We start from the raw sequence: 23,917 nt of genomic DNA, 5'->3' as shown, positions 1-23,917 counted from the left end.
ACGCGATGGACGACCGGTCCGGGGGCGGTGGGGCGGCCGGCGCCGCCGGCGGTGGCGGTGGCGGGGACGACCGCGAGGGCTGCGGTGTCGTGGACCCGGTCGCGGCGCTGGGACCGGTCGGGCCGCCCGGGCGCACCGGGTACCTGCCCGGGCTGCTGCTGACCGCGGGGGCCGTCACCGACCTGTTCGACGGCGCCCGCTGGCCCTGGTTCGGCTGGGCCGGGCTGCTGGCGGTCTCGGCCCTGTACGCCGCCGTGGTCACCCGGGACCTCTCCCCGCCCCGGTACGCGGGCCGGGGCCTGCTCTGGCTGCTGGCCGCCCAGGCGGCGCTGACCACGGTGCTGGCGCTGGTCTACGGCGACACCTGGGTGTTCCTGTTCATGATGGCGGCGCTGGCCTGCGGGACCGCCCTGCCGACGGTGCCGCTGGTGGGCGCGCTGATCGTGCTGGGCGGGGCGGCCGGGGTGATCGCCGGGCACCGGGGCGACGCCCTGTGGCTGCCGATGGTCTCCGGGTACGGCACGTTCATCTCGGGGGTCATGGTGTCCGCGCTGCTGGGGCTCAACGAGACCGTGCGGGAGCTGCGCCGGACCAGGGAGGAGCTGGCCCTGGCCGCGGTGGACCGGGAGCGGCTGCGGTTCGCCCGCGACCTGCACGACCTGCTCGGGCACAGCATGTCGGTGATCGTGGTCAAGGCCGAGGCGGTGCGCAGGCTGGCCCCGCGCGACGCGGCGGCCGCCGCCGCGCAGGCCGCCGACATCGAGGAGGTGGGGCGGCGCTCGCTGACCGAGATCCGGGAGGCGGTCTCCGGGTACCGGGAGGACGGGCTGACCCGCGAGCTGGAGCGGGCGGTCCCGGCCCTGGAGGGGTCCGGCATCGCCGTGGCGGTGCGCCGGTCGGGGCCGCCCGTCCCGGCGCGGGCCGAGGCGGTCCTGGGCTGGGTGGTACGCGAGGCCGTGACGAACGTGCTCCGGCACAGCGGCGCCGCGTCGGCGGAGCTGTCCGTGGAGCACGCGGACGGCACCGTCCGGGTCACCGTGGCCGACGACGGCGGGGGCGGTCCCGCGCCCGGCGGGGACCCGCGGGACGGGCGGCGCGACGGCCCGCGGGAGCGGAGCGCCGAGCGGGCACGGGCTGGCCGGGCTCGGCGAGCGGCTGGCCCTGGCGGGCGGCCGGCTGGAGAGCGGGGCCCTGCCCGGGGGCGGGTTCCGGGTGGTCGCCGAACTCCCGGTGGCGGACGGGGAGGCGCGGCTCCCCTGAGGGGGCGGGGCGGCCGGGCGCGCCCGAGGCCCGCGGGGTTCGCGGGGTTCGCGGGGCCCGCAGGGTTCGCGGGGTTCGCGGGTCCGGGGCGGGGAGCGGTCGCCCGCGCCAGGGGCGGTGCCCTAGGGTTCGGCCCATGAGTGCTGCCGACACCCCCTCCTCCCCCGTCCGGGTCCTGCTGGCCGAGGACCAGGGGATGATGCGCGACGCGATGGCCCTCCTGCTGGGCCTGGAGGAGGACCTGGAGGTCGTCGCCCTGGTGGCCGACGGCCCCGGGATCGTGCCCGCCGCGGTGGAGCACCGGGTGGACGTCGCCGTACTGGACATCGAGCTGCCCGGGGGCAGCGGCTTGGAGGCCGCCGCGGAGCTGCGCGAGCGGCTGCCGTCCTGCCGGGTCCTCATCGTCACCACCTTCGGTCGCCCCGGCTACCTGCGCCGTGCGATGGAGGCGGGCGCCGCCGGGTTCCTCTGCAAGGACGGCCCCGTGGAGGAGCTGGCCGCGGCGATCCGGCGCGTGGCCGCGGGCGGGACGGTGGTCGACCCGGGCCTGGCCGCCGCCGCGCTGGGCTCGGAGCCGGACCCGCTGACCGCCCGGGAACGCCAGCTGCTGGCGGCCGCTCGGGACGGCTCCACGGTCGCCGACATCTCGGCCCGGCTGCACCTGTCGGAGAGCACCGTCCGCAACTACCTGTCCTCGGCCATCGGCAAGACCGGCACCCGCAACCGCACGGAGGCGGCGCGGGTGGCCTACGAGAAGGGCTGGCTCTGACGCCCGGCCCGGGCCTCAGTCACCGATGCGGTCGTCCATGGCGGAGGTGCGCTTGCGGGCCAGGAAGGTGGCGGCGGACCCGCCGCCGATGGCCACCAGCGCCGCGGTGACCAGGGCGGCCAGGGAGCTTCCCGTCATCGCCAGGTCGTTGCCGGGGCGCTGCTGCGCCTGCGGGGCGGTGCCGGTCCGGCCGTCCGGGGACGGGGAGGCCCCCGAGTCCGCCGCGTAGGTGGATCCCAGCGCCCAGGAGTCGGCGAAGTCGACGGTCAGCCCGTTGCCGTCCTCCGCCTCCCCCACGTTCACGGTGACACTGAGCCGGGAGCGGGCGCCCTGGCCCCGCCAGTCCGGGTCCTCGTCGTCGAAGGTCTCCTGGACGCTCGCGAAGTGGACGGCCACCGGGACCTCCAGGACCGTCTCCCCCTCCTCGTCCACGACCTCTAGGACGTCCTCCACGACCTGGGCGCGCCCGGGCCGCAGCGGGTCCACGGGCACCCCGAAGGCCCTGAGGGCGCCGTGCTCGAAGCCGCTGCCGGTGTGCCCGTCGTACCCGGCCGAGGCCGTGGTGACGACGTCGGCCACGGAGACCTCCAGGGCGTCGTCGGCCTCCAGGGGGCCCTCGGCCGCGAACCGGCGCGTGGAGGAGTCGTCCAGGGCGATCACGCCGTCCGTCGGGCTCTCGCTCGGGGAGGGGCTCGCGGGGCCGGAATCCTCCGGGCCGGGGCTCTCCGACTCCTCCTTGAGGTGGGAGTGGTCCCCGTCGGCGGGCGGCTGCTGGGGCCGGGGCTCCTCCCCGCCCTCCGGGGTGGGCACGTCCCAGTACGGGGAGAGCGGGTCCTCGCCCTCCTCGGAGGTCGGTTCGGCGTCCAGGGTGTCCGGGGCGGACGGGGAGAGGTCGATGCCGGCGGGCACGTCGATCATGCCGAGGGCGATCAGGTCCGCGACGGTCAGGCGCAGGACGGCCGAGTCCACGACGGCGGTGGCGGCCGCGCCCTCGGCGCCGATGACGGTGCGGCTGGAGCCCTCGATGTCGACGTAGGGGGCGAGGGGGCCGTACACGTCGGCGGTGTCGCCGCGCGCCTCGTTGTCCCCGCCGAAGCTGACCGCGGTGGAGTAGCCGGAGACGGCGTCGCCGTTGGCGGCCCAGGCCTGCGCGTTGCCCCAGACGAGCGGGTCGACGGCGGTGGCCGCCGCGGCGGCCGGGGGCACGGACAGGGTCAGGCCGAGCGCGGCCGCGGCTGTGCCGCCGAGGAGGCGGTGTGCTGTCGTTCTGGCGGGGGTCACCACGGCACTCCTGTAGCTACTGGGGGATGTCCGGCCGTACGGCCGGCCCCGTCCTCCGGCCCGGGGCCGGTTCACGGGGAGCGCCGCGTGCGAGGCCGCGGCATGCGGGGCGGCGGGGACGGTCGCCTTCCCGCCCCGGGGGAAGGGTCCGTGCGTGGCGGGGCGCGGAGCGCCCACACGGCCGAGCCTAACCGCTCGATCACGAATCGGAAACCGTTCTCCGGCGCGTGATCGCTCACCGTGAGGGGTCGGATGCCGGATCAACGGCCGGGGTCGCGGAAGAGTTCCGGCGGCCGGGAACGCGAACGGCCCCGGGGAGGAGTCCCCGGGGCCGTTCAGGCCACCGTGTCACCGGCGGGTCAGGGCCGGCGGTGCGGTGTGGGTCGCCTAGTTGTCGTTCTCCTCGGCGGGAGCCTCGACGGCGGCGTTCTTCTTGCGGCGGGCCAGGTAGGCGGCGGCGCCACCGCCGGCGGCGATCGCGGCACCGGCGGCGATCAGGCCGCCGATCGGGCTACCGGTCGTGGCCAGGGCCTCGGAGGGCTTGGCGACGGGCTTCTTGTCCTCGCCCTCGGGCTTCTCGATCGGCTTCTCCGGACGCGGCTTCTCCTCGCCGTCGTCGTCACCGCCGCCGGGGTTCTCACCCTCGCCGATGGTGACGGTGCCGACACCGGTCTCGGCGATGGTCACGAACTGGACCAGCTCGCCGTCGGCCTTGAAGTCGTAGTCGAGGACCGAGTAGGCGTCCTCCCAGAGGTACCCGTCGACCTCGGTGGGCTGCTCCCACTCGTAGATGTCGGGGGTGATGGTGAACTCCACGCCCTCGGGGGCGGTGATGTTGCTGACGGTGCCCGGGTCGACGCTGTGCTCGACCGAGCCGTCCCAGCTCTTGAAGGTGCTGACGGAGATGCCGGAGATGGTGGCCTCGACGAGGACCTCGTCGGAGTCGGCGACCGTCTCGCTGTTGGTCTCGTCGAGCGTGACCACGGTGGCGTCGGCGTCGGTGTCTTCGGCCTCGGCGGAGGGGCTGGGGCTGGGCTCCGGGGAGGGGTCGACGGTCTCGTCGTCCCCGTCGACCGGGGGCGTGGTCGGGGCGGGTTCGTCGGTGTCGCCACCGTCGCCGTTCCCGTTGTCGCCGCCCTCGGAGGAGCCGTCGTCCTCGCCGCCGCCGGAGGTGTCGTCATCCCCGGTGTCCTCGCCGCCCTCGGGGTCCTCGGCCCCGTCGGTCGGCTCCTCGGACTCGGTGGGCTCCTCGTCCTCGGTGAGCTCCTCGTCCTCCTCGGTGGGGAGGCCGTTCTCGGCGTCCGACACGGTGATCTGGACACGGACGGAGGGGACCTCCACCGTGGCCAGGATGCCGCTGGAGGTCACCGACGCGGACGAGGTGCCCGACCAGGACACCCAGCCGTAGTCGACGGAGAAGGCGTCGCTGACGCTGCCGTCCTGGGTCTCGATGAACCCGTTGCCGCCGTTGGAGGTGGCGTAGGCCCAGCCGTACTGCTCGTCCGCGGCGGCGGGGAGGGCCGTCGCAATGCTCAGGGCGCCCAGGGCGGCGAAAGCGGCACCGGCCTGAAAGACGCGACGAGCGGCGATCTTGGTGTTCTTCAAATCAATCCTCATAGGGGATTCCGACCCGTGCTCGCCAGGTCGGCCCGGCTCAGTGCAACACTCGCGGGCGGGGTGCGGCCACGCGGTGCGGGGGTACTGCGGCCGGGGTTCGGATGGGATGGGGAGGCTCGAAAAAACGGCTTCCACCAGGGAGAATCGACAGCGGCCTCGGACGGAGGGGCCAGCGGAGCCGACGCGGGATACTTCCCGTTTCCTCACGGAAACCTTACACCGGCCGAATGCCCGAAAACATCCGAAAATAGATCACAAGAAGATCACGGGAGAAACTCGGATTACACTGCGCACAGGAACGGATTCGCTCGAAAATTTTTCCTTGTATCGTGTAAACCGATCCGACTTCCGGGCGTCTTAATAAGAAGTACCGCGCGAGGACCGGGGTGTTCCGCCCGGTTCGCCCGGTAGGTTGTGGACATGCCCGTCTCCGCACCGCCAGGGCCCCGGAGCCGCGCCACCCGCGCCCTGTACCTCATCCCGCTCCTCGCCCTCCTCGCCACCGGCTGCGCGTCGGCCTCGGGGGCCGAGCCCGGCGCCGACCCCACCGCCGCGATCCCGCTGCCGGGCCCCGACGACGGATCCTCGGACGAGGGCTCCCCCGGCACCGCCGACGGAGGGGACGGCGCACACGAGCCCGTCGGCGACGGCCCGCTGCACGACCGCGTCGTGGTCATCGACCCCGGGCACAACGGCGGCAACGCCGAGGCCTCCTCCGAGATCAACCGCCTGGTCCCCGCCGGCCCCCAGCAGAAGGCCTGCGACACCGTCGGCGCGGAGACCGGGTCCGGCTACCCCGAGCACCTCTTCAACTGGGAGCTCTCCCTCCTCGTCAAGGAGCGCCTGGAGGCCGACGGCGCCACCGTGATCCTCACCCGCGAGGACGACGAGGGCGTGGGCCCCTGCATCAACGAGCGCGCCGAGATCGGCAACGAGGCCGACGCCGACGCCGCCCTGTCCATCCACGCCGACGGCGGCCCCGAGACCGGGCGCGGCTTCCACGTGATCGTGCCGGGCGAGGTCGAGGGCTACACCGAGGAGATCGTGGAGCCCTCCCGGGAGCTGGCCGAGGACCTGCGCCGCGAGTACCGCGAGGGCACCGACATCCCCTACGCCGACTACCTGGCCCAGGACGGCCTGGACGAGCGCACCGACCTGGGCGGGCTCAACATGTCCACCGTGCCCAAGGTGTTCCTGGAGGCCGGGAACATGCGCAACCCCGAGGACGCCGCCCTCCTGGAGGACCCGCAGTGGCAGGAGCGGGCCGCGAACTCGATCGCCCGCGCCCTCGCCGTCTACCTCCTGCGGGAGTGAGAGCGGGGACACGCGTCCGCTGTCGGCCACGGGGCCGGTCCGCTATGGCGCGGGCCGCGGAGCCCTCGGCATAATGCGGGCATGCACTCCCCCATGACGGTCCCGGACTTCGACATCGTGCTGCGCGGATACGACCGCAACCAGGTCGCCGGCCTGGCGCACCGCGCGCTCGCCGCGCTGTCGGCGGGTACCGGGGCGCCACCAGCCGCGCGGGCCCCGGAGGACGGGGAGCCGATCACCTCGGCCGAGCTCGCCTCCGCCCGGTTCGACGTGGTCCTGCGCGGATACGACCGCACCCAGGTCGCCGACTGGATGGACGGTGTCGCCCGGGAACTCGCCCTCCTGGAGTCGCGGGACGGGAGCGCTCCGGCCCCCTCCGCCCCCTGGGACCCGCCCGCGGAGACCCCGCCGCCGCTGCCGGACTTCGACATCGTGCTGCGCGGATACGACCGCGTCCAGGTCTCGGAGCTCCTGGACCGGGCGTTCGCCACCCTGGCCGCCCGCACCGGGGTCCCCTCCCCCGTCGCGGTCCCGGCCGGGACCGCGGCGATCACCGCGGACGAGCTCGCCTTCGCGCGGCTCGACGTGGTCCTGCGCGGGTACGACCGCACCCAGGTCGCCGACGCGCTGAACGACCTCGCACAGCGCATCGCGCGGTCGGAGGCGCACAGCGGGCCGGAATGACCACCCCGAGAACCTCCTGAACTGCACAATAGGGACCATGCCTCTGACACCGGCGGACATCCGCAAGAAGAAGTTCCACACGGTGCGTCTGCGCCCGGGATACAACGAGGAGGACGTCGACGCGCTGCTCGACCGCATCGAGAGCACGCTCGTCGCACTGGAGGGCGGGCCGCGCACGGGCCCGCTCATCACGGCGGAGGAGGTGCGCAACTCGCGCTTCCGGACCACCCGGCTGAGCCCGGGGTACCGCGAGGACGAGGTGGACGACTTCCTCGACGTCGTGGTCGCCGACCTGGCCGGGCGCGGCCTGGGCCGTTCCGGCCCGGCCACCCCTCCGCTGCCGCCGCGCCGGCGGCGGGACCGCAGGCGGGCGGCGCGGCGGCGCCCGGGCCCGGGCCCGGGCCCGGGCCAGCGGGCGGCCGGGGACGGCAGGGGCCGCCGCCCCGGATGACGCCCGAGCACGTGCGCGACCAGCAGTTCGCCACGACGCGGCTGACCACCGGCTACAACGAGCAGGAGGTCGACGAGTTCCTGGACCGGGCCGAGTTCACCCTGGAGGTGCTCCAGCAGGGGCGGCCGGAGCGGGCGACGCTGTCCGCCAAGGACGTGGAGCGGGTCCAGTTCTCGACGACCCGCGCCCGGCCGGGGTACGACCCGGCGCAGGTGGACCGGTTCCTGGACGTGCTCGCCGAGGAGCTGCGCCGGTACGAGCAGCGCTGAGGGCCCGGCGGAGGGGCCTCGAAGGGGTTCCGGACGGCGGTGCGGACCGGGGGAAGGTGTCCGTTAACCGTCGTTGACACGCCGTCGGGCTCTAAGCCCATCCCAGAGGAAGCGGAAAGTAATATTTGGACACAGGGAGTGATCATCCCTGTCCACGATTCCCGCGCCCGAGGGGAGGCCTCCATGTTCCATCCCGCGCCCGCGCAGGGCCGCTTCAAGGGGTGTTCGGTGCACGGGGCGGGTGGCTGCGGATACGTCCCGGAGACCCGGTACCCGGCCGCGCCCTACTGCCGGTCCGTCCGACCGGGCGGCCGCGGGCCCTACGAGCTGGGCGACGGCGAGGAGATCGTCCCGGCGCCCGCCCACCCGTGGGAGGCCCCGCTGTTCGTCGTGTGCGCGGTCGCGAACGTGCTGCTGCTGGGCCTGGGCGCGCACCTGCTGGCCGTGCTGACCGGCACCTGGCAGGCGCCGGTCCTGGCGCTGGCGGCCGTCCCGGCCGGCTGCTGGCTGGTCCGGGGGCTGCGGTACGCGCGGCACCGGGCGGAGTCGGTGAAGATCTCCCCCACCCAGTTCCCCGAGGCGTACCGGGTGGTCGCGACGCTGTCGGCGGCGATGGGGGTGCGCACCCCCGAGGCGTACGTGCGGGTGGACGGCGGCCGGGCCGACGCGGGGGCGCACGGGCTGCGCCGCTACCTGGTGCTGTCGGGCGAGCTGTTCGACGACGACGGGCGGGTCGGCGACCCGGACGCGCTGGCGTTCACGGTGGCCCACCAGCTCGGGCACGTGGTGGCGGGGCACACCGGGTTCTGGCGGCGGCTCGCGGTGCTGGGCGCGGAACCGGTTCCGCTGCTGGGGGCGGCGCTGGCGCGCTGCTCGGAGTACACGGCGGACAACCACGCCTACGCCCACTTCCCGGAGGGCGCGCACACCGTGCGGGTGCACGCGGGCGGGGTGCGGCTGTACCCGCGGGTCAACATGGGCGAGATGGCCGACCGGGCGCGCACCGACCGGGGGTGCACGCTGCTGCTCTACCACCTGCTGTCGCGCCGGCCGGGCAACGTCCGCCGCATGGCGGCCCTGCGCGACCGCGGCCGCCGCGGCCGCGTCTTCCTCTGACCCGCCCGCGCGGACCGGCGGTCAGCGGACGTAGAAGGGCTCGGGGCGGGCCTCCCGGGCGTAGGCGATGCGGTCGAGGATGCGCTCCGACATGGCGGGCAGCCCGCCGGGGGCGAACCAGCCCACCTCCAGGGTCTCGTCGCCGCCGGCGTCGAGGGCGCCGCCGACCGGGCGGCAGCGGAACGCCAGGTCCAGGAACTGGACCCGGTCGCCGTTGGGGTAGACGTAGGGGTCCTGGCCGAGCACGCTGACCAGCCGCTCGACCTCCACCACCAGGCCGGTCTCCTCCTCGACCTCCCGCACCACGGCGACGGCGGGCTGCTCCCCCGGTTCGAGGATGCCGCCGGGGGTCGCCCAGCGGCCGTCGTCGGCGCGCCGGTGCAGCAGCACACGGTCGTCCTCGTCCAGGACCACGGCGGTGACCCCCACCAGGGGGACCAGGGCCGGGCCGATCTGATCGCGCAGCTCGCGCAGGAACTCGGGAACGGGCATACCCCGAGGCTAGCCGTCCCCGGCCCCGGTGTCCCCCGCGGCGCGTAGGGCCGCGTACTCGTGGGCGAGCACCGACATCAGGACGGCGTCGTGCCACTCGCCGTCCCAGTGCAGGGCCTGGCGCCACACGCCCTCGCGGACGAACCCCGACTTCTCGTAGGAGCGCCGCGCCCGCGGGTTGAAGTCGAACACCTCCAGCGCCACCCGGTGCAGGCCCGCCACCGTGAACGCGTACTCCAGGACCAGGTCCGTGGCGGCGGTCCCGTACCCCTTCCCGGCGTGGGCGGTGGAGGTCAGCGCGATCCGGTAGCCCGCGGAGGCGTTGTCGGGGTCCAGTTCGGTGAGCGCGCAGTCGCCGACGGTCGTGCCCCCGGCGCGTTCGACGATCACCCAGTCGGCGCGGTCGTGGTGGTCCGGGCGGGTCCGGTTCCACTCCTGGACCGCCTCCCGTGTGAACCGCCGGTGGGTTCCGGTGAGGCGGCGCACCTCCGGGTCCATGTCGACGAGGGCCCCGACGAGCGGGGCGCCGGTCTCGGCGTCGAGCGGGCGGAGTTCGACCAGGTCACCGGTGAGGACCGGCTGGTCGCGGAAGACGTCTGCGGGGACCATGGCCCGCATCCCACCACCGGTCGGGGCCGTCCGGCAACCCGTTTTCGGCCCGCCCGGTACGATCCGGACACGGCGGTGGGTTGACGAGGGAGGTCCCCGTGGCGATGGGTTCGGGAACGGTGGGCCTGCGCACGGTCCGTGAGGCCAACCTGGGGGTGGTGCTGCGCACCATCCGCGAGTCCGCGCCGTGTTCGCGGGCGGCGGTGGCGGCGGCCACCGGCCTCAACAAGACGACGGTGTCCAGCCTGGTCGCCGACCTGATGGCGCGCGGCCTGGTCCGGGAGACCGGCCGGACCGCGCAGAGCGGCGTGGGCCGCCCCGGGGTGCTGCTGGACCTGGACGACACGTCGGTGGCGGCGCTGGGCCTGGAGGTCAACGTCGACTACCTGTCGGTGGTGGCGGTGGACCTGGTGCAGCGGGAGCTGACCGCCCGGCACACGCCCTTCGACGCGCGGGAGGCGGGGCCCGACGAGAGCGCCCGCCGGATCGTGGCGGCGCTGCGCGAGGCCGCCGACGACCCGGCGGTGCGCGGAAGGACCGTGGTGGGCGCCGGGATCGCGGTGCCGGGCCTGGTGGACGCCCCGTCCGGGACGGTGCGCCGGGCCCCCAACCTGGGCTGGGCGGACTTCCCGCTGGGGGCGCGCGCGGACGCGCTGGGCTTCCCGGTGCGCGTGGACAACGACGCCAACCTGGGGGCCGTGGCCGAGTACCGGGTGGGCTCCTTCGCCGGGACCCCGGACCTGGTCTACGTCACCGGGGAGGTCGGGATCGGCGCGGGGGTGCTCACCGACGGCGCCCTGCTGCGCGGCGCGGGCGGGTTCGCCGGGGAGCTGGGCCACCTGGCGCTGGACCCGGGCGGGCCGGAATGCTCGTGCGGGCGGCGCGGCTGCCTGGAGGCGGTGGCGGGCATCGGCGCGATCCTGCGCGACGCGCTCCCCGACCTGGCCCCGGGCGGGCCGCTGTCCGGCGCGGACGTGGCGGTCCTGGTGGACACGGCGGTGGGCCGGGCGGCGGCGGGCGACGCGGTGGCGGTGGCGGCACTGGAGCGGGCGGGAGGCATGCTGGGCCGGGGGCTGGCGGCGCTGGTCAACCTGGTGGACCCGGGGCTGGTGCTGCTGGGCGGGTACTTCGTGCCGATGGGCCCCTGGCTGCTGCCGCCCTGCCGGAGCGCCCTGGCGGCCGGGGTGTTCGCCCCGGACGCGGGCGGATGCCGGGTGGAGCCGTCGGCGCTGGGGCTGAGCGCCGCGGCCCGGGGCGGGGCGGCGGGGGTCATCCACGCCCTGGACTCGGGCGCGCTCCCGCTGCCCGCGCCGGCGGCGGCCGGCTGACCGGTCCCGGCCGGGGGCCTGCGCCTTCCGGGCCTCGGGCGGGCGCCGCGGGCCCCCGGGTCCGTGCGCTAGCGTGTGCCCCGCGGCGGGGCCGTAGCGCAGAGGTCGTCGCGTTCGGCTGCACACCGAAAGGACGCCGGTTCGAATCCGGCCGGCCCCGCCCTTTCCCTCCGCGGCGCCGGTGCGCTATCTTTCCCCGCAGCGGTGGGACCGTAGCGCAGAGGTCGTCGCGCCCACTCTTCAATGGGGGAGGACGCCGGTTCGAATCCGGTCGGTTCCATTCCGCGCCGCCCACGGCCCGGACCGCTGCCCGCGCAACCGCTACGCTCGTCGCGTGGCGGGGGTGTAGCGCAGAGGTCGTCGCGCCTACACGTCATGGGGGAGGACGCCGGTTCGAATCCGGCCGCCCCCGTCACCCCGATCCTTTTCTCCGCCCCCCACCTGCGGCAACGCCGAAAACCAGGGGGAGAGCGCCGGAAACGTCGGTATTTGTGGTTAGACTGCCTGCTCGGCAGGGCCGTAGCGCAGAGGTCGTCGCGCCGGACAGCGAGTTGGAGGACGTCGGTTCGAATCCGACCGGTCCTGCCGCTTCTTCTTTTGCACGCAGGGGCCCCGGTCGGCTCCGTCCACCGGCCCGATCACGATCGAGCGGTGGAATGGTGATGACCGACAAGACGCCCGTACGCTGCCCCGCCATCGAGCACCCCGACCTGCCTCTGGCGGACCCCGCCGGCCTGGAGCCGCTGCTGGCCCGGCTGGCCGACCCGGCCCCCGTGACGGCCGACGAGACCTTCCCGCTGGGGACCCTGCGCCCCGACGGCCGGGTGGACCTGTGCAAGCAGGGCCTGGGCCTGGCCGGGGCGCGGCGGGTGATCCCCGCGGCCGCGGCCTCCCCGCACGCCGCCCACCTGCTGCTGGGCACCAACGCCATCGGCTCCGAGGGTGCCCGCGTGCTGGCCGGCTCCCTCGCCGACGGGCACGGGCTCCAGACCCTCTACCTGGGCTGCAACCGGATCGGCGCGGACGGCGCCGCCGCCCTGGCCGACCGGCTCGCCGGGGACGACACCGTGCGGGCCCTGTGGCTCAAGCGCAACCCCGTGGGCGACGAAGGTGCCCGGGCGGTCGCCGGGGCCCTGGCCGCCAACGGCCGCCTGCGCTCCCTGGACCTGGTGAACACCGGGGTCACCGCCGACGGTCTGCGCGCCCTCCTGGACGCGCTGGCCGGGCGGGAGGCCCCGCTGGAGCGGCTGTTCCTGGGCGGCAACGGGCTGGGCCCGGACACCGCGGACCTGCTGGCCGCGTTCCTGTGCGAGGCCGGGGTGCGGGAGCTGTACGCGCCCGCCAACCACCTGGGCGACGCGGGCGCGCGGACCATCGCCGCCGCCGTCGCCGGGCTGGACCGGCCGGTCACCCTGGGCCTGGGCGGCAACGGCATCGGCGCCGACGGCGCGATCGCCCTGGCCGAGGCGCTGGGCGGCATCGAAGCGCTCGACCTGGGCCGCCCGCCCTCGCAGCGGGCGCTGGGCGCGCCGTCCAACGAGCTGGGCGACGCGGGTGTGACGGCGCTGGCCGAGGCGATCCCCGCCAGCCCGCTGCGCCGCCTGGAGGTGCGCCACACCGGGTTCGGCTACCCGGCCGCGCGTGCGCTGTCGGAGGCGGTGGCCCGCAGCGGCCGCATGGAGTACGCGGGGCTCGGTCCGGGCCTGCCGCGCCGCACCAAGCGGACGATCGCCGGGCACCTGCGCCCGGCCCGCCGGGTGCACGAGGACATGCGCGCGATCGCGAGCCTGTACCGGTGACGCCTTCGGACCTCTCCCGCTCGGTGTCCCACCGGCCGATGCGGGCGGCGGGGCTGCGCAAGGGCCGGCGCTACGGGATCTCGCGCGAAATGATCGACCGCGCCACCGAGCGGCGCCTGGCCGGGGACTGGGAGGGCGCCTGCGAGGCCGCGGGGGTGGAGACCCTCCTCGACGTCGAGATCGACGACCTGCGCGACCAGCACGGCTCCGAGTTCGCCGACCGGCTGCTGGACGACCTGCACCACCTGGTCCCGGACCTGGCGCGGCTGCACATGCCCCGGTTCTGGAGCGGGTCGGGCACGCTGGTCCCCAAGCAGGCCGTCCTGCTGTCGCGCCCGGGCGGGGACGAGGGGCCGTGGCTGACGCTGCGGCCGCGGGGCTGGAAGATCCACGGGGACCAGCGGTTGGTGCTGGCGGTGGAGGAGGTGTTCCTGCGGGGGTTCCTGCCGCGCTCCAACCGGGTCCCCTACGCGGCGCACTGGTCGGGCGCCGCCCACGTGTGGGAGATCTCCCGGCACCTGTGGGACTCCCGGCACGTCCACGAGATGCGTGAGCGCTGGGGCGGGGGACCCGACCGCGCGCCGTTCCTGAACGCCGACGGGACGCTCCGCGCCGCCGGGGAGCTCCCGACGGGGGACCCCGGGCCCGGCGACCCCGCGGCCCGGACCGAGTGGATCGACGGCCTGCACCAGGCGGGGGAGGCGGTCGCGGCCTTCGCGGCCGCGGGGATCGTCCTCGACACCGCCCCGGCGGAACTGGACTGGGGCGACCCGGCCGACCCCGTGGAGGTGGCGGCGCAGCTGCCGTTCTCCCCGGCGCGGCTGCTCGGCGAGGCGCGCAGGCTGGCCGACGCCGGGTTCGGCACGCGGTTCCGGATCCCGCTCACCATCCACGAGTCGGTGATCCTGAACCTGGAGGGGGACGCCCCGCGGCTGGGGATCGAGGAGTACCTGCTCTGGGAGGACGACGAGCCCCCGGTGCTCCCGGAGGTGTGCTGGACCCGGCCGCCGGACGTCGACGTGCTCCGCGACGGCATGTCCCCCGAGGAGCTGCACCCGCTGGTCCGCGAGGCCCTCGCCCCGGCGCGTCCGCCCGCCGACCGGCGGCCCGGGCCTGCGGGGTTCGATCCCGAGGGGTTCGGCCCCGTCCGGGTGCGCTGCCGCGACGGGGAGTGGCACACGGTGACCCCCGCCGGCGACGGCCTGGACATCCCGCACACCGCGGAGGAGCTGGAGCGCGAGACGGCGCTGCGGGCGCTGGGCGGCGCGAGCGGCGGCTGCTTCGCCGCGCGCGACGCGTGGAGCACCGGGCAGGGGCGGCTGCCCCGCAGGCTGCGGGAGCCCCGCGACGAGCTGTTCGAGCGGGCCCGGCACGGCGACACCGACGCGGTCCTGCGGTACCTGGACGCGGGCGGCGACCCGAACCTGCGCGACCGCAACGGGAGGACCCTGCTGCACCACCTCTCCATGGTCGACCACGAGGCGGTGCTGCCGCGCCTGCTCAAGGCGGGCGCGGACCTGGACGCCGCCGACCCGGAGGAGCGCACGCCGCTGTTCTACGCGGTGGCCGGCAGCGGGACCGCCGAACTCGCGCTCGCCCTGGTGGAGGCGGGCGCGCGGACCGAGGACATCGGGAACGGCGACGACCTGGTGGATGTGATCGACCAGCGCTCCGGCGAGGACTCCGAGGAGAGGGGCATCGCGGGGCAGGACTGGGAGAGCCTGCTGGAGGAGGGGTGAGCGGGGCCGACGGGCGCCGGCGCCCGTCGGCCTCGCACGAGCCGTGGCGCGCGGCCGGGCTGCGCAAGGGCCGACGCTACGGGATCTCACACCAGGCGATCGACCGCGCCACCGAGCGGCGGTTGGCCGGAGACTGGCGCGGCGCCTGCGCGGCCGCCGGGATCGACGTCGAACTCGACCTGGACGCGATCCGCAACGAGCACGGCATAGAGTTCACCGAACGGCTGCTCGACGACCTCCACCACCTCGTCCCCGACCTGGCGAAACTGCACATGCCCCGCTCCTGGAAAGGACTGGGACTCCTCCTGCCAGAGCAGCCCGCACTGCTCTCCCGCCCCGGCGGCCCCGACAACCCCTGGCTGACGCTCGGGGTAGGGGCCCGCTACCACCCCTGGATCCGCGGACCCGTCCTCAAGGTGGGACGGATGGGCGCCGTGCCCGACTACAACCCTCATCATCCGATGCGGGAACAACCGGCCCTGGACCGTTGGAAAATCTCGTCCTTCACCGCGCACTGGGCGGGACTCCCCCATGTCTGGGAGACCTCCCGGCATCTGTGGGACGCCCGGCACGTCCACGAGATGCGTGAGCGCTGGGGCGGCGACGCCCAGCGTGTTCCGTTCCTGAACCCGGACGGTACCCCACGCGCCCCGGATGAACTGCCCGTCGAGGATCCCGGACTCGGTGATCGGCCCTCCCGGACCGAGTGGATCGACGGCCTGCACCAGGCCGGGCAGGTGGTCGAGGCGTTCGCCGCCGCGGGGATCGGGTTCGACCCCGGTCCGGTATCGGTGGAGGTCGCCGCACGGCTGCCCTTCTCCCCCGCCCGTATCCCCGGCGAACTCCGACGGCTCACCGCAGCCGGGCTCGGCGACCGCTTCCAGATCCCCTACGACAAGCTCACCACGGTCCTCCTTGCCCTGGAGAAGGACACCGTGCGAGTGGAGTTCGCCGAATTCGACCTCGACACGGCGTCGGGGATACCGGCCTTGTCCGAGGTGTGCTGGGCGCGGCCGCCGGACGTCGACGTGCTGCGCGACGGGATGCCACCCGACGAACTCCACCCCCTGGTCCGCGAGGCGATCGCTCCGGACCACGTCCCCGGCGCACCGCCGGAACCCGCCTTCGCCGACCGTTCCCCGGTCCGAGTGCGCTGCCGGGGCGAATGGCACGAGGTCATCCCGTCACGCGTCGGGCTGCGGATCCCGCACGACGACGAGGAGACGAACCGCGAAGCGTCCCTACGGGCACTCGGCGGCAACAGCACCGGCTGCTTCGCCGTCCGGGAAGCCTGGTCCACCGGCGAAGGACGGTTGCCCCAGGCCCTGCGGAAACGGCGCGACGACCTGTTCGGGTGGGTGAGGCAGAGGGATACCCACGCTGTGCTTCACTACCTCGACAGGGGAGGCGACCCCGACATCCGTGATGGGAAGGGCCGGGCGCTACTGCACCATCTCGCCTTTCTGAACCATGAGGTACTGCTGCCGCGCTTGTTGGAGGCAGGGGCGGATGTGAACGCCGAGGATCGCGACGGTCGTACGCCTCTCGATGTATTCGATCAGGTCGCCGGTGGTCTTCGAGAGGACACCGTCGCGAGGAAAACACTCGTGGCCGCCGGTGCAGTGGCGAAGGACCCGGAGGAGTTCCAGGCATGGCTCCTCCGTGCTTCGGCGGGATCCAGTGATGATCCGCCCTTCTAAGAGGTGGCCGTGAAGACCTCGTCCGAACACCGGCGCCCGTCGGCCTCGCACGAGCCGTGGCGCGCGGCCGGGCTGCGCAAGGGCCGACGCTACGGGATCTCACACCAGGCGATCGACCGCGCCACCGAACGCCGCCTGGCCGGAGACTGGCGCGGTGCCTGCGCGGCCGCCGGAGTCGACGTCGAACTCGACCTGGACGCGGTACGCAACGAGTACGGCACGGAGTTCACCGAACGGCTGCTGGACGACCTTCACCACCTGGTCCCCGACCTGGCGAAACTGCACATGCCCCGCTCCTGGAAAGGACTGGGACTCCTCCTGCCGGAGCAGCCCGCACTGCTCTCCCGCCCCGGCGGCCCCAACGGCCCCTGGCTGACGCTCAAGGTCGAGCCCTGGTACGCACGCAGGAGCCGCAGACCCGCCCTGACGGTTGAGCCGGCCGAGACCCATCCCGGGCACTATCTGGAAGCCGGCAGGTATGAATATCCTGCACTCCACCGCTACAACCTGTCGTCCACGACCGCGCACTGGGAAGGTGTTCCTCACGTATGGGAGACGTCCCGGCACCTGTGGGACATCAGGCACGTCCATGAGGCACGCGAGCGCTGGGGCGGCGACGCCCGCCGCATCCCCTTCCTGAACCCCGCCGGTGGACCGCGCGCCCTGGAGGAGTTGCCGACTGAAGATCCCGGGGCCGGAGACCCGGTCGCCCGCGCCGAGTGGATCGACGGCCTGCACCAGGCCGGGCAGGTGGTCGAGGCGTTCGCCGCCGCAGGGATCCGGTTCGACGCCGGCCCGGTACCGATGGAGGCCGCGGCGCACCTGCCCTTCTCCCCCGCCCGCATCCCCGGCGAACTCCGACGGCTCACCGCAGCCGGGCTCGGCGACCGCTTCCAGATCCCCTACGACAAGGACTTCCTGGTGGTGTTCTCGATGGACGGAGGCGTCGTGCGGGCGGGCTTCGTCGATCTCGACGTTGACACGTCGGAGATCACCGCCATGCCCGAAGTGTGCTGGACACGTCCGCCCGACATCGACGTGCTCCGGGACGGGATGAGCCCCGATGAACTCCATCCCCTGGTACGAGCCGCAGTCGCTCCCGGGCATGCGCCCGGCGAACCCCCCGCACCCGTCTTCGTCGACCGTGCTCCGGCCCGGATCCGCTGCCGGGGCGAATGGCACGAAGTCACCCCCACCCGCACCGGAATCAGGATTCCGCACAGCGACGAGGAGATTCTCCGCGAGGCGTCCTTGAAAGTGCTCGGTGGACGCAGCAGCGGGTGCTTCGCCGTCCGGGAGACCTGGGCGACCGGAGCCGGACGGCTGCCACGAGAACTGCGGCGACGCCGCGACAACCTGTTCGAGCACGTGAGGCACGGAGACACCGACGCCGTACTCCGTTATCTCGATGAGGAAGGTGACCCCCACATTCGTAGTGCGGGCGGCCAGACCCTGCTGCACTACCTCTCCCTGTTGGACCACAGAGTACTGCTGCCCCGCCTGTTGGAGGCGGGCGCGGATGTGAATGCCGAGGACCTCGATGGCCGTGCGGCTCTCCGCTTCGTCAGCGGGCGGTTGCGCGGTGACAACGGCGAGAACACCGCAGTGGGGCGCGCACTCCTGGCCGCAGGAGCGGTGGCCGAGCTGCCGTTCCCGGGACGGCCGGTTGGTGTGGACGGCTCCGAGTTCAGTGACTCCCCGCCCTTCTAGGAGGTGGCCGTGAAGACCTCGTCCGAACACCGGCGCCCGTCGGCCTCGCACGAGCCGTGGCGCGCGGCCGGGCTGCGCAAGGGCCGACGCTACGGGATCTCACACCAGGCGATCGACCGCGCCACCGAGCGGCGGTTGGCCGGAGACTGGCGCGGCGCCTGCGCGGCCGCCGGGATCGACGTCGAACTCGACCTGGACGCGATCCGCAACGAGCACGGCACGGAGTTCACCGAACGGCTGCTCGACGACCTCCACCACCTCGTCCCCGACCTGGCGAAACTGCACATGCCCCGCTCCTGGAAAGGACTGGGACTCCTCCTGCCGGAACAGCCCGCACTGCTCTCCCGCCCCGGCGGCCCCGACAACCCCTGGCTGACGCTCGGGGTAGGGGCCCGCTACCACCCCTGGATCCGCGGACCCGTCCTCGGACTGCGAGCGGAGGGGCCGGTGCCCGAGCACTGGCTCTCCTATACCCCGCAGGGGAAACTGTTGCCGTACCTGCGCTTCAATGTCTCGCCCTCCGTCGGCCATTGGGGGCACATACCCCACGTCTGGGAGACCTCCCGGCACCTGTGGGACATCAGGTATGTCCACGAGGCCCGCGAGCGCTGGGGCGGGAGCTCCCACCGGGCCCCGTTCCTGAACCCCGACGGCGCCCCGCGCCCCTTGGAGGAGATGCCCGGATCGGAACCCGCCGACCCCGCCGCCCGCTCCGAGTGGATCGACGGTCTGCACCAGGCCGGGCAGGTGACCGAGGCGTTCGCCGCCGCGGGGATCGAGTTCGCCACCGAGACGGCGCCGGCACCGGAAAGCCGGTGGTCGAAGACGCGCGCCGGGTCCATCGACCCGGTGGCGGCGGCCGCACGGCTGCCGCTGTCCCTCGCCCGTATCCCCGGCGAACTCCGTCGGCTCTCCCTGGCGGGCCTGGGAACCGAGTTCTTCATCCCCTACAGCGGGGAGCACCGGCTGCTGTTCGTTCTGACCGGGGACACCGTACGAGCCGGTTTCGCCGAGTTCGACATGGAGACCGCAGAGGAAACGCCGGTGCTTCCGGAGGTGTGCTGGGCGCGGCCGCCGGACATCGACGTGCTCCGCGACGGCATGTCCCCCGAGGAGCTGCACCCCCTGGTCCGCGAGGCGATCGCCCCTGAACACGTCCCCGGCACGCCGCCGGAGCCCGCCTTCGCCGACCGTTCCCCGGTGCGGATCCGCTGCCGGGGCGAATGGCACGAGGTCACCCCCACCCGGACCGGCCTGAAGATCCCGCACGACGGAGCGGAGCAGACCCGGGAGGCCTCCCTGCGGGCATTCGGCGGGCGCGCGAGCGGTTGTCACGCCGTCCGGGAGACCTGGGCGACCGGGGGCGGGTGGCTGCCCCGGGCGCTGCGGGAACGCCGGGACGACCTGTTCGAGCGGGTCGGGCACGGCGACACCGACGCCGTCCTGCAGTACCTGGACGAGGGCGGGGACCCGAACATCCGCAACGCGGGCGGACAGACCCTGCAGCACCACCTTGCCCTGCTGGACCACGCGGTGCTGCTCCCCCGCCTGCTCGCCGCCAGCGCGGACTTCCGCGCCGAGGACCTCAGCGGAGAGATCCCGCTGGACCGCATCGGCAGGTGGAACGCCGACCCCGACCTGAAGAAGACCCTGCTGGACATGGAAGGCGGAGCGACGCACGGCCCGGTGCAGTGGCCGGACTGGGCATGACCCCCGGCTGAACAGGACGGAGGCCGTGAACACCTCCCTCCGGAGGCGTCTCCTGGAAGCGGCCGCGGAGACCTCTCACGGACCGGTTTCCCCGTTCGCCTGAGCCGGGCGTACGGGCGCCCTTATGCTGCGCGGCGGGCGGTGATCCTGGCCGCGGGCGGCATGCCCGACCGGTGGAGCGACAGGTATCGCGACAAGGCCCCTGTCACGAACAGGGTGCCCTTGAGCACGGAAAGGACGGTAGCGGGTGAAGGCTCGCCATTGGCTGGAGATCCTGACGGAGGTCGAACGGCTCGACCCGTGGTTCCTCTCCCCTGAGGCGAACACGATCGCTGCCGCCGATACCGCACGTATAGAGGCGGAACAGCAGGGCGCCCTGGCGGCCCTGCGTGAGGAGGGCGGCCCGCCGGCGGACCCGTGAGCACGGAGACGGGTACCGGCGTCGCCCATGCGCGACGCCGGCTCCTGGGGGTGAGCCCGGGGCTGGTGGTCGGAGAACCGGACGGGCGCCGGGAGCGTCTCCCGGGGGGAGCGAACCCCCCGCCATTGGAGGCCGCCATGAAGACCTTTCCTTCCCGACACCGGCGCCCGTCGGCGTCGCACGAGCCGTGGCGCGCGGCAGGACTCCGCAAGGGCCGCCTGTACGGAGTCCCGCGCGAGGCGATCGAACGGGCGGAGGAACGCCGGCTGGCCGGGGACTGGCGCGGTGCCTGCGCGGCCGCCGGAGTGCACGTGGACCTGGACCCGGGCTCGCTGCGGCGGGCCCACGGCTCCGAGTTCACCGAACGGCTGCTGGACGACCTGCGCCACCTCGTCCCCGACCTGGCGCGGCTGCACCTCCCCCGGTCCTGGAAGGGGGTCGGGCTGATCATCCCCGGGCACGACGCCCTGCTCTCCCGCCCCGGCGGCCCCGAGGGGCCGTGGCTGACGCTCGGGCTCCGGGACGCGCGCATCATCGGGGACCAGCGGCCCACGCTCGCCGTCCAGGACCGGCGGCCGGACCCCGCCCTGGCGTACTCGCCGCAGGGGCGGCCGTTCATCACCCGCACCGCCGAGTCGTCCCTCACCGGCCACTGGCGGGGGCTGCCGCAGGTCTGGGAGACCGCGCGGCACCTGTGGGACTCCCGGCACACGGACCGGGCGCGGGAGCGCTGGGGCGGGGACGCGCGCCGCGTTCCGTTCCTGAACCCCGACGGCACCCCGCGGAAGGACCTGCCCTCCGGGGACCCCGGGCCGGGTGACCCGGTCGCGCGGGCCGAGTGGATCGACGGGCTGCACCAGGCCGGACGGGTGGTCGAGGCCTTCGCCGCCGCGGGGATCGGGTTCGCCGAAAAGGTGGTCGCGGCCCCCGGAGGGGAGGGACCGCCCGCGATGGATCCGGTGGCGGTCGCCGCCCGGCTGCCCCTGTCGCTCGCCCGGCTGGCCCGGGAGGTCCGCCACCTGGCCGCGACCGGCCTGGGGCCGGCCTTCCAGCTCCCCGTCGACACGCACACGACGCTGGTGGCCTCGCTGGACGGGGACACCGTGCGGGTCGCGTTCACGGAGTTCGCCGACGGCTTCTCGGCGGGGCTCCCGGTGCTGCCCGACGCGTTCTGGACGCGGCCGCCGGACATCGACGTGCTCCGCGACGGCATGTCCCCCGAGGAGCTGCACCCCCTGGTCCGCGAGGCGATCGCCCCGGCCCGCGTACCCGGCGCACCGCCGGAACCCGCCTTCGCCGACCGCACCCCGGTCCGCGTCCGCTGCCGGGGCGAGTGGCACGCCGTCGCACCGGCCGACGGCGGGCTGGACGTCCCGCACACCGACGAGGAGTGGCGGCGTGAGGAGTCCCTGCGGGGGCTCGGCGGGAGCAGCAGCGGGTGCTTCGCCGTCGCGGAGGCGTGGACGTCCGGGAGGGGGCGGCTGCCCCGGGAGCTGCGGCGGCGCCGGGACGACCTGTTCGAGCGGGTGCGGCACGGGGACACCGGCGCCGTGGTCCGGTACCTGGACGGGGGCGGGGCGCCGGGGATCCGCGACGCGTCCGGGAGGACGCTGCTGCACCACCTGCGCTTCCTCGACCACGAGGTGCTGCTGCCTCGCCTGCTCGCGGCGGGACTCGACGTGGACACCGAGGACGACCTCGGGCGCACGCCGCTGTACTACGCGGCGGTGGAGGGCACCAAGACCGGGCCGGCCCGCTCGCTGGTCCGCGCCGGGGCCCGGACCCGGCATCTCGGCGGCTTCCCGCCGGCCCCGGGCCCGGTGTTCTGCGGGAACTACTTCGACTACTGGTTCGAGGAGCTGGACGCCCTGCGGGACACGCCGGCCACCGGCGGCCCGTGATACCGGTCACGCCGGGCTGCACGCCCCTCCCCGGCATCGCGGTCTCCGGGGAGGTCACAGCGGTGGACGGCGCGGGGCGCCCGGAGCCCCGACCGCGGGGAGGGCGGCATCCACTTGACCTCAATCAATGTTGAGGCCTGATGCTTCCCGGTAGGACCCACCGCCTCCAGAGGAGCCCCACATGCCCCACCCCCAGACCGGCCTGGCGGCACCGCCCCGGGCCGGCGTACGCGAGTGGACCGGACTGGCCGTCCTGTCCCTGCCCACCATGCTCCTCACCATGGACCTGACGGTCCTGCACCTGGCCGTCCCCCACCTGAGCGCCGACCTGCGCCCCAGCGCCGCCCAACTGCTGTGGATCACCGACGTCTACGGCTTCCTCATCGCCGGGTTCCTCATCACCATGGGCGCGCTGGGCGACCGCATCGGGCGGCGCCGACTCCTCCTGACCGGGGCCGTGGTGTTCGCCGCGGCCTCGATCCTGGCCGCCTACGCGCCCACCGCGGCCACGCTCATCGCCGCCCGCGCCGTCCTGGGCGTGGCGGGCGCCACCCTCATGCCGTCCACACTGGCGCTGATCCGCACCATGTTCCAGGACCCCGCCCAGCGCTCCGCGGCGATCGGGGTGTGGATGGCCGGTTTCATGGTGGGCGGCGCGATCGGCCCGCTGGCCGGGGGCGCGCTGCTGGAGCACTTCTGGTGGGGCTCGGTGTTCCTGCTGGCGGTGCCGGTCATGGGCCTGCTCCTCGTGCTGGGCCCCGTCCTGCTGCCCGAGTACCGCGCCTCCGACCCCGGACCGGCCGACCCGCTCAGCGCGCTGCTGTCGCTGACCGCGGTCCTGGCCGTCGTCTACGGGATCAAGGACGCGGCGGCCCACGGCCCGGGCTGGACGGCCGCGCTGGCGGTCGCGGCGGGCCTGGCCGTGGGCGCGGTGTTCGTGCGCCGCCAGCGCACGCTGGAACGCCCCATGGTGGACCTCGGCCTGTTCGCCGACCGGTCCTTCTCCACCTCGATCGGCGTGATGACGCTGGGCAGCTGCCTGATGATGGGCATCAACCTGTTCGTCGCCCAATACCTCCAGATGGTGCTGGACATGTCCCCGTTCCGGGCGGGCCTGTGGACCCTGCCCATGGTGGGCACCATGCTCGTGGGAACGGTCCTGGCCACCGTCGCCGCCCGCCGGATCCGGCCCGCCTTCGTCATGGGCGCGGGCCTGGCCGTGGCCGCCGTCGGATTCGCGGTCCTGGCCTCGGCCGACGGGGCCGCGGGGCTGACGGCGGTGGTGGCGGGGACGGCGGTGTTCGCCGTGGGCCTGGCGCCGGCGAGCGCGCTGGGCACCGACATCGTCGTCGGCGCGGCCCCGCCCGAGCGGGCGGGCGCGGCCTCGGCGCTGTCGGAGACCGGGAACGAACTGGGGGGCGCGCTGGGCATCGCCGTGCTGGGCAGCATCGGCGCGGCCGTCTACCGCACCTCGATGGAGGGCGCCCTGCCGCCGGGCCTGCCGGCCGGGGCGGCCCAGGACGCGGGCGCCACCATCGGCGGGGCCGTGGCCGCGTCCGAGCTGCTGACCGGTCCGCAGGCGGCCGCGGTGCTACAGGCCGCCCAGGAGGCGTTCGCCGACAGCATGCGCACCGCAGCCGTGGCGGGGGCGGTGGCGCTGGCGGTCGGCTCGGTCCTGGCCGTGGCCCTGCTGCGCCGGGTGCGGCCCACCGCACACGGCGCGGCCGAACCGGCCGTCTGACCCCGC

General features: G+C 74.6%; 20 protein-coding genes, 2 tRNA genes and 1 pseudogene. 19 read left to right on the top strand and 4 right to left on the bottom strand.

Annotation, left to right across the window (positions count from 1 at the left end; translation table 11 throughout):
- The first annotated feature begins 5 nt into the window (after positions 1–5).
- On the top strand, positions 6–1,400 hold the full coding sequence (locus KGD84_RS02600) for a sensor histidine kinase (RefSeq protein ID WP_260697183.1): 1,395 nt from the start codon (positions 6–8) through the stop codon (positions 1,398–1,400).
- A complete protein-coding gene (locus KGD84_RS02595) occupies positions 1,397–2,029 on the top strand; it encodes a response regulator transcription factor (RefSeq protein WP_220564523.1) in 633 nt (210 codons plus the stop codon). Before KGD84_RS02600 ends, KGD84_RS02595 begins: the two co-directional genes overlap by 4 nt.
- Positions 2,030–2,044: 15 nt before the next feature.
- Here KGD84_RS02595 and KGD84_RS02590 read toward each other — a convergent pair whose 3' ends face one another.
- Together KGD84_RS02590 and KGD84_RS02585 are read right to left on the bottom strand one after the other, a co-directional pair.
- Positions 2,045–3,310 carry a hypothetical protein gene (locus tag KGD84_RS02590; protein WP_255646992.1) on the bottom strand — a complete coding sequence of 422 codons (1,266 nt, stop codon included), beginning with the start codon at positions 3,308–3,310 and terminating at the stop codon, positions 2,045–2,047.
- Positions 3,311–3,697: 387 nt separating this feature from the next.
- A complete protein-coding gene (locus tag KGD84_RS02585) occupies positions 3,698–4,915 on the bottom strand; it encodes a cell wall protein (RefSeq protein ID WP_220564521.1) in 1,218 nt (405 codons plus the stop codon).
- Positions 4,916–5,347: 432 nt separating this feature from the next.
- Between KGD84_RS02585 and KGD84_RS02580 the strand changes: the two genes are divergently transcribed.
- From KGD84_RS02580 to KGD84_RS02565, 5 genes are all read left to right on the top strand, one after another.
- The gene (locus KGD84_RS02580) at positions 5,348–6,241 is read left to right on the top strand and encodes an N-acetylmuramoyl-L-alanine amidase (RefSeq protein ID WP_220564520.1); all 894 of its coding nucleotides are present in this window, start codon (positions 5,348–5,350) and stop codon (positions 6,239–6,241) included.
- A gap of 81 nt (positions 6,242–6,322) precedes the next feature.
- Positions 6,323–6,925, top strand: coding sequence for a DivIVA domain-containing protein (locus tag KGD84_RS02575; RefSeq protein WP_255646991.1), 603 nt, complete (start codon positions 6,323–6,325; stop codon positions 6,923–6,925).
- A gap of 37 nt (positions 6,926–6,962) precedes the next feature.
- Entirely contained in the window at positions 6,963–7,376 is a 414-nt protein-coding gene (locus KGD84_RS33765) for a DivIVA domain-containing protein (protein WP_420910374.1), read from the top strand.
- Positions 7,373–7,645, top strand: coding sequence for a DivIVA domain-containing protein (locus KGD84_RS33760; protein WP_420910373.1), 273 nt, complete (start codon positions 7,373–7,375; stop codon positions 7,643–7,645). Before KGD84_RS33765 ends, KGD84_RS33760 begins: the two co-directional genes overlap by 4 nt.
- Positions 7,646–7,828: 183 nt before the next feature.
- The gene (locus tag KGD84_RS02565) at positions 7,829–8,761 is read left to right on the top strand and encodes a M48 family metallopeptidase (RefSeq protein ID WP_255646990.1); all 933 of its coding nucleotides are present in this window, start codon (positions 7,829–7,831) and stop codon (positions 8,759–8,761) included.
- A gap of 21 nt (positions 8,762–8,782) precedes the next feature.
- Here the strand turns inward: KGD84_RS02565 and KGD84_RS02560 are convergent, their stop codons facing one another.
- Both KGD84_RS02560 and KGD84_RS02555 read right to left on the bottom strand, forming a co-directional pair.
- Complete coding sequence (locus KGD84_RS02560) at positions 8,783–9,253, bottom strand: NUDIX domain-containing protein (protein ID WP_220564519.1); 471 nt, start codon at positions 9,251–9,253, stop codon at positions 8,783–8,785.
- A 9-nt stretch (positions 9,254–9,262) separates the two neighbouring features.
- Complete coding sequence (locus KGD84_RS02555; protein ID WP_220564518.1) at positions 9,263–9,862, bottom strand: GNAT family N-acetyltransferase; 600 nt, start codon at positions 9,860–9,862, stop codon at positions 9,263–9,265.
- Between the two features lie 98 nt (positions 9,863–9,960).
- Here KGD84_RS02555 and KGD84_RS02550 point away from each other — a divergent pair, with 98 nt between their 5' ends.
- The 12 genes and pseudogenes from KGD84_RS02550 (at position 9,961) to KGD84_RS02495 (ending at position 23,911) form a co-directional block, all read left to right on the top strand.
- Entirely contained in the window at positions 9,961–11,190 is a 1,230-nt protein-coding gene (locus KGD84_RS02550) for an ROK family transcriptional regulator (protein WP_220564517.1), read from the top strand.
- Positions 11,191–11,277: 87 nt separating this feature from the next.
- Positions 11,278–11,350: transfer RNA gene (locus KGD84_RS02545), tRNA-Cys, on the top strand.
- A 179-nt stretch (positions 11,351–11,529) separates the two neighbouring features.
- A tRNA-Met gene (locus KGD84_RS02540) sits at positions 11,530–11,602 on the top strand.
- A 101-nt stretch (positions 11,603–11,703) separates the two neighbouring features.
- A pseudogene (locus KGD84_RS02535) lies at positions 11,704–11,775 on the top strand.
- Between the two features lie 77 nt (positions 11,776–11,852).
- Positions 11,853–12,989 (top strand): leucine-rich repeat domain-containing protein, encoded by a 1,137-nt coding sequence (locus KGD84_RS02530; protein WP_220564516.1) that lies wholly within the window; start codon positions 11,853–11,855, stop codon positions 12,987–12,989.
- A complete protein-coding gene (locus KGD84_RS02525) occupies positions 12,986–14,728 on the top strand; it encodes an ankyrin repeat domain-containing protein (protein ID WP_220564515.1) in 1,743 nt (580 codons plus the stop codon). The genes KGD84_RS02530 and KGD84_RS02525 overlap by 4 nt, the downstream gene beginning before the upstream one ends.
- Positions 14,725–16,428: an ankyrin repeat domain-containing protein gene (locus tag KGD84_RS02520; RefSeq protein WP_220564514.1), complete on the top strand. Its 1,704-nt coding sequence runs from the start codon at positions 14,725–14,727 to the stop codon at positions 16,426–16,428. The genes KGD84_RS02525 and KGD84_RS02520 overlap by 4 nt, the downstream gene beginning before the upstream one ends.
- A gap of 9 nt (positions 16,429–16,437) precedes the next feature.
- The gene (locus tag KGD84_RS02515) at positions 16,438–18,138 is read left to right on the top strand and encodes an ankyrin repeat domain-containing protein (RefSeq protein ID WP_220564513.1); all 1,701 of its coding nucleotides are present in this window, start codon (positions 16,438–16,440) and stop codon (positions 18,136–18,138) included.
- A 9-nt stretch (positions 18,139–18,147) separates the two neighbouring features.
- On the top strand, positions 18,148–19,848 hold the full coding sequence (locus KGD84_RS02510; RefSeq protein WP_220564512.1) for a hypothetical protein: 1,701 nt from the start codon (positions 18,148–18,150) through the stop codon (positions 19,846–19,848).
- A gap of 247 nt (positions 19,849–20,095) precedes the next feature.
- Complete coding sequence (locus tag KGD84_RS02505) at positions 20,096–20,269, top strand: hypothetical protein (protein ID WP_220564511.1); 174 nt, start codon at positions 20,096–20,098, stop codon at positions 20,267–20,269.
- A gap of 137 nt (positions 20,270–20,406) precedes the next feature.
- On the top strand, positions 20,407–22,170 hold the full coding sequence (locus KGD84_RS02500; protein WP_220564510.1) for an ankyrin repeat domain-containing protein: 1,764 nt from the start codon (positions 20,407–20,409) through the stop codon (positions 22,168–22,170).
- 181 nt (positions 22,171–22,351) lie between these two features.
- Entirely contained in the window at positions 22,352–23,911 is a 1,560-nt protein-coding gene (locus tag KGD84_RS02495) for an MFS transporter (protein WP_220564509.1), read from the top strand.
- Positions 23,912–23,917: the final 6 nt, after the last annotated feature.

Source organism: Nocardiopsis changdeensis, from assembly GCF_018316655.1.
GTDB classification, from domain to species: domain Bacteria; phylum Actinomycetota; class Actinomycetes; order Streptosporangiales; family Streptosporangiaceae; genus Nocardiopsis; species Nocardiopsis changdeensis.
The sequence above is the reverse complement of the archived record's forward strand: the minus strand, read 5'-3'. Positions and strand labels throughout refer to the sequence as shown.

Coding starts and splice junctions, on each gene's coding strand:
- KGD84_RS02600 (WP_260697183.1), top strand. CDS start 6: ATGGACGACCGGTCCGGGGGCGGTGGGGCGGCCGGCGCCGCCGGCGGT.
- KGD84_RS02595 (WP_220564523.1), top strand. CDS start 1,397: ATGAGTGCTGCCGACACCCCCTCCTCCCCCGTCCGGGTCCTGCTGGCC.
- KGD84_RS02580 (WP_220564520.1), top strand. CDS start 5,348: ATGCCCGTCTCCGCACCGCCAGGGCCCCGGAGCCGCGCCACCCGCGCC.
- KGD84_RS02575 (WP_255646991.1), top strand. CDS start 6,323: ATGCACTCCCCCATGACGGTCCCGGACTTCGACATCGTGCTGCGCGGA.
- KGD84_RS33765 (WP_420910374.1), top strand. CDS start 6,963: ATGCCTCTGACACCGGCGGACATCCGCAAGAAGAAGTTCCACACGGTG.
- KGD84_RS33760 (WP_420910373.1), top strand. CDS start 7,373: ATGACGCCCGAGCACGTGCGCGACCAGCAGTTCGCCACGACGCGGCTG.
- KGD84_RS02565 (WP_255646990.1), top strand. CDS start 7,829: ATGTTCCATCCCGCGCCCGCGCAGGGCCGCTTCAAGGGGTGTTCGGTG.
- KGD84_RS02560 (WP_220564519.1), bottom strand. CDS start 9,253: ATGCCCGTTCCCGAGTTCCTGCGCGAGCTGCGCGATCAGATCGGCCCG.
- KGD84_RS02555 (WP_220564518.1), bottom strand. CDS start 9,862: ATGGTCCCCGCAGACGTCTTCCGCGACCAGCCGGTCCTCACCGGTGAC.
- KGD84_RS02530 (WP_220564516.1), top strand. CDS start 11,853: ATGACCGACAAGACGCCCGTACGCTGCCCCGCCATCGAGCACCCCGAC.
- KGD84_RS02500 (WP_220564510.1), top strand. CDS start 20,407: ATGAAGACCTTTCCTTCCCGACACCGGCGCCCGTCGGCGTCGCACGAG.
- KGD84_RS02495 (WP_220564509.1), top strand. CDS start 22,352: ATGCCCCACCCCCAGACCGGCCTGGCGGCACCGCCCCGGGCCGGCGTA.